Below are 12,205 nucleotides of genomic sequence, written 5' to 3' on the forward strand. Positions count from 1 at the left end.
ATTACTTCTCCGCCACATCTAACGCTTTCATTTCTTGACCATCTTGTAACTCTGCATACTTCGCAATGACAGGAAACTGAGTATGTTCGATACGCTCTGACCAGATACGTTTTGGGATGTGGTTGAAGGTATCTGCGTAACTCGGCGCTACTTCAAGTACTAACTTGGCAATGTTATCTAGAACCAGCGACTCTACAGATGCTGGTAAGGTGAGCACAATCGCGGGAGATTGCGCGAGATACTGTAAGTTCGAGTTCTCTTTACCTAATAGATCCGGTGTTAGTCGGTGGGGCTTTTGTATATCTCCTAGGTCGTAGTTACGTTGCAGAACCATGTATTTGTTTGGGATTGACTCGTGTGAGTTCCACCATTTACCGTCGACGGCGGCTAATACCAGTTTTGATTGAGATTTATCAACGACGCCAAGTTCTTGCAGACTTGCATTGAGAAGCAAGCTGACATTTTGGTTGTATTCTCTTTCGCTCAGCATCTTATGTTGTTGAATGAGGTTAAGTACAATTTTAGCTCCCAACATGTTGGAGTAGAGATCTTCAAGCGAGTAGGCGGAAATGGTTTCTGGCCAACCTGAAAAACTTGCGTAGCCGTGCCATTGGGCGATCTCGTGGGATTCAGCCTTGAAGTAGGCTAAGCGTGCAGATAAATGAGCGGCCACAGACCACCTTTGTTCATCGGTTAGAAAAGATGCGTCGAACGAGGCCATCTCGATGTATCTTGGTCCTAATTCAGCAGGTAAATCAATGCGATGGGCTTGGCCTAAGTTGGCGAGTATCTCGAAAAATAAGCCCATTGTGTCATCGGCGGTATCGCGCACATGGGCGAGGTCGATAAAGCCACCTTTTTGCGTGTATAAGATTCCGTTATTTTCGCTACCGCCATGACCCAATGCCGATGAGGATGACGGTGTGTAGTGATATATCCCGCTGGCAAACTTGTGTGGGCCTATCTCCTCAAGTTCGACAACGTTGTTCAGTCGAAAAAAGGGCACTGGAACTGGCCCAATTTTGACTTTCTGCATATCCCCAAAGGCACAACACGGGCGTACGTTCTGCGGTACGGTCAATTGAGGGTAGCGAGACTCATCCAAATACCAATTTTGATTGGTCGTCAGATCACCTGCGAGCATATCAGCGGCCTGATTCGAACCTGGCATCGCATGAATTGCCCAATTGTTGGACGAACATCCAGCCAAGAAGGTACAAAGGGTGGCAGTGTAAAGAGATATAAAAAGTATACGGTTCATTTCAGTTAAAACGCTTCATTGATTGCAAAGTAAAATCCACTTTGATCGTTACCAAAGCCGATATCTAAACGCAGGTTAACTCGCTGCTTGATTTCAAATCGGTAGCCAACGCCGACAGAATAGAGCCATTCTTCTTGACCCAGTTGATCAAATTCTTCAGCCAGTGTGCCTGCTCCTAACCAGTACACCATGCCATGGCGCCCAGATAGCGGCTGCCGGTACTCTACTTGGGTAATCAGCATATTTCTGCCGCGATATTGGCCTTGTTCATAGCCACGAAGAGCATCAGCGCCTCCGAGCATTGCCATTTGATCCCAGCTTACGTCGCCGAAGTTGGATTCGGAGCGTATTTGCCAGGCCAAAACACCAGGAATTGACGATAGGGAACGATAATCACTGTAATTGAGCCTCACACGTTCAAAATCATTATCTGAGCTTAATTCAGTGCTGAAGTGCTGGTATTCAAGCTCAATCAGCCTGCCTTTTGAGGCATTTAGGGCGAAGTCCCGAGAGTCATAAGTGAGGTTGAACATGCTGCCAATATTTCGCTGCGTGCTAGGAAACTCCGCCAAATCATCACCTATCCAGGAGATGTGTGTGTTTTCTTGTTTGGCGTTGGACGCTTCATTGTGGAAGAAGGAGAGTCCTAGGCCTAAGTAGGTAAATGGTAATACACGCGTCATACCAGTGATTGAGGCGGAATAACTGCGTCGGTCATAATTAACTCGTTCATTGTGCATTCCTGCATCAACGCCCAGACCATGAAATACATCGGGAGAATCCGTTAGTTCAGCGTCAACAAACAAACGGTATTTATCGTTGTTTAAGTAGTTGGCATTGTTGATAGATACCCCATAAGCACCATTTATTGACCCAAAACCGTTAACGGTAATAGAGCTTGGTTGTGAGTCCATATCATTGATATCTGGCTTATAGAGGCCGACTGCCGATACGCCAATACCAAACTTTTTCTCTGGAGTATAAAAGGGACCGGGCATGACACTCCAGTCGATGCCTTTTTTAGGATCGAACTGACCATCCGCGCCTAGTTCCAGCAATAAGTTTTCAAGCCACGCTTGATATTGCTGATACTTTGTCAGTTCATGCATTTCTGACTTTTGCAAAGCCTCTTCGGCGAGAGTTGCTCCAGATAGAAATAGACAAACGATAGGAAGTAATCTAGTCATGCTTTCAATCCTAGAATCGACGACCTAATGAAAAGAATAAGGTCTCACGCTCCCCAAATCCGGCCTCCATCAATATCTCCCAGTCTTTGTTAAAGGCATATTGGAAACCAAGCACACTGTTCCAGTTCTCATCGGCACTTTGACTGACGTTGAAACCCGCATCAGGGCTCAAGTTTTCAACTAAGCCAAGTAGTTGCGGTGGTAGGTTTAAGCTTTTGAGGTCACCAGACAATTCTTGTTGAACATTTTGATACATGGCGCCAACAAATACGCGCAGTTCGCGTCCGCCATCGTATTGCCAGCGATATCCGACTCTAGGAGCAGCCACGAAGGTTTTAATATTGCCATCAATGGCGGCTATGCTGGTGTAGGTGTAGTTCATATCGAGTAGTGCAAACCAATTTCCCACACCGCCAGCTAATGTGGTGCCTGCTCCATAGGTTCCTCCGTCCATCTCTAACTCAAATGCGGCGCTATCCGGTAGCTCGTCACCCGCTGCATCGAGCAGCGAGCACAGAACTTTGTTTCCGATACCTTGCACGGAGGAAGTATCGCAACTTAAAGCGTTAATTTTTGCTGTGCTCGTGCCTTGGGTATAACCAATAATTCCATAGATATTCATAAACGGGAAAATCCACACGTCTCCCCTTAGAGTAATATTGGAACCTTTAAAATCGGCGTGGTTAGCATCAATATCAAGCGCCTCTAGTACCGGATGTCCTGTTAAATCAATACTGTTGACCGTGATTGGATTGCTCATATCCATGTATGAAAGGGAAAGACCATAAGGTTTTGGCAGTGAATAGCCACGCTTTTCTGCTTCATCTCCCCAAATAGGGAAAAATGAATCTTGAGCAAAACTTAACTGGGTAAATAAAGTGGTTAAAAATACCAGTCCTATTTTTAATTTCACAATGGTCTCTCTTTAATATTCTAAATACCCATTTTCTAAAAATGTGTATGTGTTATTTCAAAATTTATTTTGATAATTCATTACATGAATAGCATGGCTATTAATATCGAGTTTCTAAACTCTGCGCACATTTTGAGGTTTACAAAACAGGTCAGAAAACAATTTGCCGATCAGAAGAATAATTAAAATATTCGTCAGCATTAAAATTGGTGTTTCAATTCTATATATTGGAGTCAGGTTTAACGCGCCGGAGGTCAGTACAACCAATAGATTAATCCCTAGAACTCGATGAATCAGCATTTTGGGTGTTGAAAATACCTCCCAAATTACTATCGTGTTGATGAAGTAAAATAACGCTAACTGCCATAGCTCAGTCATGAGTGGCATCAAAAACACGTACTCCAGTAGAATTACGGTTCCTGTGCCTAGAACACCAAAGAAAGCATCTTTAAGTGCGCTCGGTGGCATTGTCGGCAAGATGCAAGAAAAAGCCGCTGCGATCATAGGAAAAATAGAGCCACCAGGTATTGGGAGATAAATCCAAACGAGCAATGATGTTACGAACATCAACACGCCGTGAAAAACTTTACGTTTATCCTCTTTGATATGTTGGGAAAATGTTCGTTTCCCTTGGCGAAGTGATGGGTTAACGCTTTCTATTTTATCGCTATTTTTGACACCAATGAGCGAAGTTTGAGGCTTATCTACATAAAAGTTTTCTAACTGTTCAGTAAGAGCTTTCCATTCTGCACTGTTTGAATTTGACTTATCCCCTCGGTTTAGTAGTTTTTCTTGAATGTGAGTCAGTTCGTTCACTCGCTCAAGCCAAGCACGTCGGTGCTGTCTGAGCCGATAGCTACCTTTTAACGGTAGGTTAAGCAGTTGATAAAGCTTGTTGATATTTCCTGAATTGGCTTCTAGCGCTTCAAGGTTAAAGTCGTGCTTATTTTTAAGAGCTTCCAGTAGCAACGTTCGACTATTTTCAAACTGCTGAATGAATTTCTGCTCAGTATTTACTGGCCAAATAACTCGATAAACAACAGAGAATGTTATTACACCTAGAACTGTTTCTTGAAGTCGTAATATCGCGAAATGAAATATAGTTTGGTCGTCAAATTGACCCATACAAGCAACTAACGCACAAACCGTAAAGGCCATCGAAAATATGTAGCCATATTTCTCGTCACTCGACATGAAAATACACAAGCCAAGAAACAGAGTTAAAAAGCTCAAAAACAAAAATGGATCTTGAGGAAACGTACCAATTAAGAAAAGCGCATAAGCGATTCCGATGAGCGTTCCCCAAACGCGGTTGTGTCCTTTATGAATTGAGTGGGCAAAGCTTTCATTTAGTGCCATAACAGCAACCGCAATGGCCGCCCAATAAGGTTTTTCCCACTGAAACCACAGTGCAAGGCAAATAGCGACAACAATTGAGAGCGCTGCTTTTATTGCTTCTTTAGTCGATGAACTCAGCATGACCTTCACCTAATTAGTGTTTGATGATTTTTATCGATGCCGTCATGCCTACGCGAAGCTGCAGATCTTTTGGCATTTCATTCAATGTCACTTTGACTGGGATACGTTGAGCTAAGCGAATCCACTGAAAGTTAGGGTTCACTGTTGGCAGAAGGTCATTGCCTGTTATGCCATCTTTTTTCGCAATGCCAAAACCAATGCTTTTGATTTTGCCTTCTAACGCGACGTCATCATGCATGAGTAATGTCACGGTTGCGCGGTCGTTAGGGGCAATGCCCGCGAGGTCTGTTTCTTTAAAGTAACCTTCAATCCAGAAGCTATTTTCATCAATAAGGGCGACAACAGGGGAGTTAGCGACCACTTGAGAGCCCACTCGAACGTTTAGATTGGTGATGTAACCATCGGTCGGCGCGTAAACTTTGGTGAAGTCCAAGTTAAGCTGCGCTTCTTCAATGTTCGCCTTCGCAAGTTCAACATTTGCCTGCGCTGTTTGTACGGCATTGTGTAAATTGCTAAGTGTTAACGCAGGCACTGCACCGTGCGTACGTTTCTCTAATTTTCGTGCTCGCTGTTCTTCATTTTGTGCCTTTGCTAGCAATGCAGTCGCTTGTTTCTGGTTTGCCAGTGCTTTGTGGTAAGACGCAACGTATGTGCTTGGATCAATCTCAAACAGCAAATCTCCCTTTTTTACTTTTGAGTTATCAGCAACATACACCTGCGTAACCTGCCCAGTGACTCGAGGCGTAATGGAGATAACATAAGCACTCACTTGTCCGTCTCGCGTCCATGGATTGTTTGTGTATGTTTGGTAGTGGGTGTAAAGCACGGTACCCGCGGTACACAACAAAATAAGAGTAATGAGATAACGTTTAATCACAGTGCGCTTTCCTCAAAAGATCGAAATAAATTGGCCAATAACGCCGGTAAAAATGACAATCAGACTTAGCTCTGCCAGTGCAGGGAATGCAACGTACTTATGTAGTCCGCATCTCGTTGCTAGCGAAGTCACCATCGTGGTCAGAACGTAAGCCAATCCGATGACTAAAAGCAGCGGCGGGAAATAGATTTCACCCCATACCAGCTCGTGCGGCATTGTGTTCATGAAGTTGTCTCGTTTGTCTTGGATGAGGCAAAGATAAGGGAAGAGATGAAAAGCAGATAATCGCATTTGTAGGACGCCATCCTACAAATGGTGTAAGTAAAATCTGAGCCTTGTTCTGCATCGAAAACCGAAGAGTGATGCGCTTGCTACTCAAAGCCTGAACAGTAGAGCTATTGCCAGCTCATCAATGTCCGTTTTTGTTCATGTTAGACAATGAATCATTGAATCTTTGACTAAGCTTACTCAAGGGCAGTGTTCGTCGATTTGGCCGGAAACGATTAATGCCATGACGATAGCAGTTTAGAGTTCGAGCTTCGACTTCACATCAACTCCATTGATGATCGTTTACCAACATTGCATTTGGTGAATAAGAGAATTAATCAACTCTTCAAAGAGAATCATGTTGAAATCTCTTACCCTCAAATTGATGTTCACATGAAGCATGCAGATCAGAAAAAGCGCTGACTTGTAACACTTCGGCGCATTCCTATGTCACCAGCTCCCAAAGGTGATGAGCTCTGTGAGTGAAGCTTTTGATGGTTGTCTATTACGTCCTTATACGATGAAACCGTTTGTAGGGTTAGGTCCTACATAAGCGATTGGTTGAGGTAACGCTTTTCGATAATACTGACCATATCGACGAGCAATAATCCAATTTACTTCCTATTGAAAAGGAAAATGGACATGACAAAACATTCAAAAATTTTCGCTGGCGTCGCTTCAGCAATTTCCTTTACTGCGGGCGTTTCAGCTTGGGCGGCAGGCGATTAAGACTTTAGCTCAATGCAGATGAAAGGCGTGGAGCAAATCGAAGTTAAGGTCGACTTAGATGGGGCAGCAAAACGCCTATCAAAAGCGGTGTAATTCCCAACAATTTCCAATCAAGATCGCAGTGATTTTGCACAAGATGTTTACACGATTACGGCAATTCAGTTGGAGAATACAACAGAGTTTGAAGGTTTCCATGGTGTGAATGAGCGCATCCGTGTAGACGAATACGGCCGTTCAATTGGTTTCTTCTACTAGCTTATGGATAACCTCGATAATTTGTGAGAACACTTGATAGCGAGGGATTCGAGCGTAATTGCTATGCCGAATACTCAATGAATAGATGTAAAGCAAAGTAATGTAGGCATAGCGATGAAAGGTATCATTTCAATTAAAACTTACGGCGTAGGTAGGCATTTAAGTAGCAGCGTGACCGGGTTTCCTGTTCAACGAATGGGGTTGGACATATGGCCAATCCATGCTGTTCAAAATGCACAACAAACACAAGACCATGAGGTGTTTGTCGGTAGAAGCCTTGTCGATGAATTACTAACGTTGACGGATTGTGTAGAAAGCCTCCGTCAGCTATCTGAATGTGGCGCTGTCATTGCGGGGTATCAAACGGACTCAAAGTTCCGCGATTCAGTTTGTGAGTTGGTTACGCGAGTTAAAGAGGAAAGTCGCCAAGTACTTTATGTCTGTCACCCAGAGCTAGCTGAGCCTATCGCTGATAAAGAATCTCACACTCCATTGTTTGAGAGCCTGATGCCAATGGCCGACGTGATTGTATCGAGTAAGTATGTGCTGGAGCAGTTTACAGGAGTCAAGATTAGTAATGTTGAATCAGCGACGCAGGCTTGCCAAAAGGCCCTCGAAATGGGGCCGAAGCTCATCCTTGTGACAAATATTGAGCTTGAAGAACACTTCACGATGATGCTAGCGACACCGAAATCTATCTATCTAAGTCAAAGGCCGATGCTAGATTTTGAAACGCCACCTGCTGGTGTTGGGGAGTTAACAGCGGTGGTGTTTACGACCTGTTTAGTCAAGCGTATGTCTCCGGTTGCAGCGTTACGTCATACCAATAATGCGGTGTATGGCGTACTTGAGTTGACTTATGACAATGGGAGTTCGGAGCTAGAAACGATCGCTGGCCAGTATGAGTTTGTTGAGCCTACGTTTGATTTCCCTGTCAAGAAACTCATGGTGCTCTCGATGGTATAGAAATCTGGAATAGTAAACGGCGAGGCAATAAACTGATCGATTGTCACATCTCACTCATTTCTAAGGACACGACGGTGAACGATAGTGATATTTTGAGTAAGTCACTGAACGTGGGGGAATAAAATGACGTTTAACTTTGAGCAGCTGTTGGCATTTGTCACTGTGTATGAAGAATTATCATTTAGTAAAGCAGCCGTTAAGCTCAATAAGCACCGAACGACAACGGGGCAAGTCATCAGCAATCTTGAAGATCAGTTGGCTATCACTTTATTTGACCGAGTAGGCCGTTCTGTTGAGCCTACCGAAGATGGTCACTTGCTTTATCACTACGCCAAGAAAACAGTCGAACAGGCGAGGATATTTGAAAACATCGCACTGAGCCTTTCTTTTGGAGGTTTGGAGCGCGTGGTGATTGCCTATTCGAGCTTTATGCCGCCTTCTGCTTTGTTCATGATTCGCAAACAACTAGCGAAAGATTTTCCGACCATGCGTGTTGAGTTATTGGTGCGTGATCGCGCTGAAATCAAGCGCGGTATTGTTGATGGCTCAATCCACTTTGGATTAGTTAATGTGCACGAAAGTAGCGCGATGCACAGCATGGACTCGGTTTTTTTAGGCCACGTCGAGTTCGTTCCTTATGTTCAAGCTGGTGGACGGTTAGCGAATTTAGATCAAAACTCAGTTGTTGACGCGATGGTGACCGAGAGACAGTTCATTCTAAAATCGCTAGTTGATGAAGGCTTAAAAGAGAAATTCATATTTTCAGCCAATAATGAGCAAGTCGATCAGCTCTCTGTTGTCATCAATATGGTGCGAGAGGGGTTAGGGTGGTCGTGGTTACCCAAAGCATTAACTAAGCCTCAGTTTAAAGCAGAGGGTATCGAGCCTGTGAGTATCGACCTAATGCTAGAAGGGATGAAGCTGCCGCTTTCAATGTGGTGCCCACACGCGAAATATTTAAAGGATATTAAAGCGTCGATAATGCACGCAGTACATGAACATGTTGAGTCGTACAACCCGTGATGTATTGATTGGTCGATAGTGCTTTAACGCAAGGAATTATCAAGGATGAATATGAAAGCGAACTACCATGTCCACGAGGATATGTATGTTCAAGCCCGAAAAGAGGGCTGGGAAGGTTGGGGAGGCAATGAGCGCATATCGCAAGCCATTCTTGTTCAGCGCTTTATTGAGCTAGAAGGAGCTCCGACTTTTGGCAAACTCTTGGAAGTTGGCTGCGGCGAAGGGCATCACTGTCGAGCATTTTTTAAATTAGGCTTTGAAGTAACAGGTATTGATATTTCACCGACTGCCATATCTTGGGCAAAAGAAAAAGCGAGAGATACTGGCAATCAAGGGGCGTTTTACGTCGCGGACTTGACCGAGAAAACGCTTGAGATTCCAGAGATCTATGATGTGGTGATCGACGGAAACTGTTTACACTGCATCATTGGTGAAGATCGGAATACTTTTCTAGGTCATATCTATAATTCTTTGGTTGAAAATGGCGTTTTCTTTGTTAGCAGCTTGTGTGCCAAAGACAGTAATAGCTACGAAATCACCAAAAATGACCATGTTTATCGACATGTATCTTCACAACAATCTTTGATTACGGAACTAGAACAGTCAGGCTTTCGTGTGGTTACTGCAAACGTCTACGAACGAGGTGAGATAAATCACATTACGATACATGCTGTAAAAGTTGTTTATTCGCAATGAAATCGGTATTGTTTCCAGTCACGCCTTAGATAGCCATTATTAACTATTTATCAAACTCTTATCTAAGGTTTTTATTTCTATTTGCTTGCCGGAAATCAGAAAAATACTAATGAAAATAATATCCAAAGCGTTATTGGCAACGTGTTTTATTGCCTTTACTAGTGTTGCTTCACAGCTTGAAGAGCCTCAAACCGCGGTTTTAAACTACGGACAAACCTCGGTTTCAGCACCGATACAGGTTGATCGAGGATTTGACGCCGTTGAAGACAATGATGAGGAAATCATCGAGCTCTCAGGCTCCGTGATTAAGGAATATTCGGATTACGTTGTTGATGTGCTTGTGGTTCGCAAAAGTAAATCTCGTCACTCAAGTCGTGAGTTAAAAACCACGCTCTTTGTCCAGCAAGATCAGCTTGGAAAACCAATGATGATTGGTGGCGTGAACAACGAGGTGTTTACCATCACGTTAAAATAATTAGGTAACCTTTCAATCCACATTAATGGTTTTAACGCATAACTTGTCGGTTATGCGTTTTTTGTAGATAGTAAAATAGCGATGGAGTCGTGATGTCTAAAGTCATATTAAAAGGATTTATATTGGTGCCTGAAGAGGAACTTGAAACGGTAAAAAGTGCGCTGCCTATTCATATGCGATTAACTAGAAGCGAGGCTGGGTGCCTTGTGTTTCAAGTGGTGGAAAACCCTGACAACCCGTTGCGCTTTGATGTTTACGAAGAGTTTACAAATCGAGATACGTTCGAGCACCATCAACTCCGAGTCAAAGATTCAGACTGGGGGCGGGTGACAGTGAATGTTGAGCGCCATTATGAAATTTTGAATGTTCAGGAATAATGAGGCGAGTCATTCTGTGTCAAAGTTGACTCAAATAGTGTTTTTTGCCCAGTTGGCGACTTTACGTTAGCTTACCTATGAATTTAAACCGTTTAAGGTAAAGAAATGACGAGAAGAATATTCGTATTGCGCCATGGCGAAACAGAGTTTAACGCAGATAAAAAGTTACAAGGTCACTGTAACTCTTCACTGACATCTAAAGGCAGCGACCAAGCAAGGCGCGTCGGCACGACGCTCAAACAGTATGTTGAAAACCGTCCTTTCCGTGTCTACTCAAGTACGCTTGGGAGAGCACTGCAAACATCGCAAATCGTATGTGAAGAGCTTAACTACTCGTATGAAAACCTCAACAAAGAGCCTAGGTTAAAAGAGTTTTCTCTTGGTGAGTGGGAGCAAAGAACGATTCCCAGCTTAGAGCAAGAAATTCCCAACTTATTAGCTCAAAATGACTGGTACCTTCAAGCGCCAAACTGTGAAACTTATGAGTCGGTAAGGGAGCGTTTGTCCAGTTGGTTGAGTGATGTAGCGCATGACGAAGACATTGTCGTGGTGAGTCATGGGCTAACAGGCATCGTGCTGAGAGGATTGCTGTTGGGTATGGATTACACTCAAGTTTGGCAGCAAGATTTACCTCAAGATGCCTTTTTCATTATCGAAGACGGTCGAATCACTCGTGTCAACTGCGTGGATACTGTTGAGGTAGTCTGACTTGATTTGTTTATGTTTGCGTCCGCTTGATTTTGGTCAGTAATCAAAATAACTTAGTACACTGGCTTATAGAAAATACGCTTGCAAGGCTGATCATGGACGATTGGTCTCAAATGTACATTTATAGAATGTAATTAAAGGATGGATGATGACGTACAAAAAGTGGCTTTTTTCCGCAGCGCTGCTTTTGAGTGGCCCAACTTTACTGCCTTTTACTCTAGAGGCTATTGTGTTGATAGAAATCATTGGAATGGCGGGAGTGGTGGCACTTTATAGCGCTTATTCACAATGGCTTTTTAAACATCCGTTAACGGTTCGGGCTTGTGAGATCGCGACGAGCCTAGATATCCAGCCTCAAAGAATTATCACCAAACCAGATTTACGCTCTCTGCCTTATTTGTTTCCGCACTATTTGCCAATCAATACGTTGTTAGTGAGCGCGATTGTGACCACGTTTTTGTTTCGTCTGTCTGGAACATTGTAATGATGCTTTCAATACGCCGCTATCGTGCTGCTGATGCGCCAACACTATGGACGCTCTTCTACCATACGGTTCGAGAAGTAAACTGCCGCGATTACCAAACAGATCAAGTGAAAGCTTGGGCTCCCGAGGATTTTGAACCACAAACTTGGCAAGCGAGGATGGACACCATCACCCCATTTATTGCCGAAATTGAAGGTCAGATTGTCGGTTACGCGGACTTACAGCCAGATGGTTTCATTGACCATTTCTTTTGCCATCATCAGCATCAAAGGACAGGTGTTGGCCGCGCATTGATGGCTCATATTTTCTCTCAAGCGGAGTCATTAGCGTTACCGTATTTGTACTCAGAGGTCAGTATCACTGCTCGTCCGTTCTTTGAACGGATGGGATTTAAAGTGATTAAACATCAAGAAGTTGAAGTGAGAGGGCAATACTTAACTAATTATGTAATGAAGAAGTATCTATCGCGTAATTAGTGAGCTTGGACACAGATAAGAGATGTTTTCTG

General features: G+C 43.6%; 14 protein-coding genes and 1 pseudogene. 9 read left to right on the forward strand and 6 right to left on the reverse strand.

The window, feature by feature from the left end:
- Position 1: 1 nt before the first annotated feature.
- From ACF8OV_RS14040 to ACF8OV_RS14065, 6 genes are all read right to left on the reverse strand, one after another.
- Positions 2-1,171: a DUF4056 domain-containing protein gene (locus ACF8OV_RS14040; RefSeq protein ID WP_258495805.1), complete on the reverse strand. Its 1,170-nt coding sequence runs from the start codon at positions 1,169-1,171 to the stop codon at positions 2-4.
- 95 nt (positions 1,172-1,266) lie between these two features.
- Positions 1,267-2,448, reverse strand: a complete 1,182-nt coding sequence (locus ACF8OV_RS14045) for a BamA/TamA family outer membrane protein (RefSeq protein ID WP_203505084.1) — start codon at positions 2,446-2,448, stop codon at positions 1,267-1,269.
- Positions 2,449-2,458: 10 nt separating this feature from the next.
- A complete protein-coding gene (locus ACF8OV_RS14050; protein WP_005455036.1) occupies positions 2,459-3,361 on the reverse strand; it encodes a hypothetical protein in 903 nt (300 codons plus the stop codon).
- A gap of 114 nt (positions 3,362-3,475) precedes the next feature.
- The gene (locus tag ACF8OV_RS14055; RefSeq protein WP_203505082.1) at positions 3,476-4,840 is read right to left on the reverse strand and encodes an FUSC family protein; all 1,365 of its coding nucleotides are present in this window, start codon (positions 4,838-4,840) and stop codon (positions 3,476-3,478) included.
- 13 nt (positions 4,841-4,853) lie between these two features.
- On the reverse strand, positions 4,854-5,717 hold the full coding sequence (locus ACF8OV_RS14060) for an HlyD family secretion protein (protein ID WP_015296643.1): 864 nt from the start codon (positions 5,715-5,717) through the stop codon (positions 4,854-4,856).
- Between the two features lie 12 nt (positions 5,718-5,729).
- The gene (locus ACF8OV_RS14065) at positions 5,730-5,942 is read right to left on the reverse strand and encodes a DUF1656 domain-containing protein (RefSeq protein ID WP_005454886.1); all 213 of its coding nucleotides are present in this window, start codon (positions 5,940-5,942) and stop codon (positions 5,730-5,732) included.
- A gap of 300 nt (positions 5,943-6,242) precedes the next feature.
- Between ACF8OV_RS14065 and ACF8OV_RS14070 the strand changes: the two are divergent.
- From ACF8OV_RS14070 to ACF8OV_RS14110, 9 genes and pseudogenes are all read left to right on the forward strand, one after another.
- Positions 6,243-6,407, forward strand: a pseudogene (locus ACF8OV_RS14070) (hypothetical protein); the annotation flags it as partial.
- A gap of 675 nt (positions 6,408-7,082) precedes the next feature.
- Entirely contained in the window at positions 7,083-7,934 is an 852-nt protein-coding gene (pdxY, locus tag ACF8OV_RS14075; RefSeq protein ID WP_140364115.1) for a pyridoxal kinase, read from the forward strand.
- A 123-nt stretch (positions 7,935-8,057) separates the two neighbouring features.
- Entirely contained in the window at positions 8,058-8,957 is a 900-nt protein-coding gene (locus ACF8OV_RS14080) for a LysR family transcriptional regulator (RefSeq protein ID WP_069546880.1), read from the forward strand.
- A 45-nt stretch (positions 8,958-9,002) separates the two neighbouring features.
- On the forward strand, positions 9,003-9,653 hold the full coding sequence (locus ACF8OV_RS14085) for a class I SAM-dependent methyltransferase (RefSeq protein WP_203505080.1): 651 nt from the start codon (positions 9,003-9,005) through the stop codon (positions 9,651-9,653).
- Between the two features lie 109 nt (positions 9,654-9,762).
- Positions 9,763-10,128 carry a hypothetical protein gene (locus ACF8OV_RS14090; RefSeq protein ID WP_138938721.1) on the forward strand — a complete coding sequence of 122 codons (366 nt, stop codon included), beginning with the start codon at positions 9,763-9,765 and terminating at the stop codon, positions 10,126-10,128.
- Positions 10,129-10,220: 92 nt separating this feature from the next.
- Positions 10,221-10,505, forward strand: coding sequence for a putative quinol monooxygenase (locus ACF8OV_RS14095; protein WP_031418808.1), 285 nt, complete (start codon positions 10,221-10,223; stop codon positions 10,503-10,505).
- A gap of 105 nt (positions 10,506-10,610) precedes the next feature.
- Positions 10,611-11,213, forward strand: a complete 603-nt coding sequence (locus ACF8OV_RS14100) for a histidine phosphatase family protein (RefSeq protein ID WP_021453596.1) — start codon at positions 10,611-10,613, stop codon at positions 11,211-11,213.
- A gap of 148 nt (positions 11,214-11,361) precedes the next feature.
- A complete protein-coding gene (locus ACF8OV_RS14105) occupies positions 11,362-11,697 on the forward strand; it encodes a hypothetical protein (RefSeq protein WP_169608871.1) in 336 nt (111 codons plus the stop codon).
- A complete protein-coding gene (locus ACF8OV_RS14110) occupies positions 11,697-12,173 on the forward strand; it encodes a GNAT family N-acetyltransferase (protein WP_029559672.1) in 477 nt (158 codons plus the stop codon). The genes ACF8OV_RS14105 and ACF8OV_RS14110 overlap by 1 nt, the downstream gene beginning before the upstream one ends.
- The last annotated feature ends 32 nt before the right edge of the window (positions 12,174-12,205 follow it).

Source organism: Vibrio sp. GLN_1 (assembly GCF_043106015.1).
GTDB classification, from domain to species: domain Bacteria; phylum Pseudomonadota; class Gammaproteobacteria; order Enterobacterales; family Vibrionaceae; genus Vibrio; species Vibrio parahaemolyticus.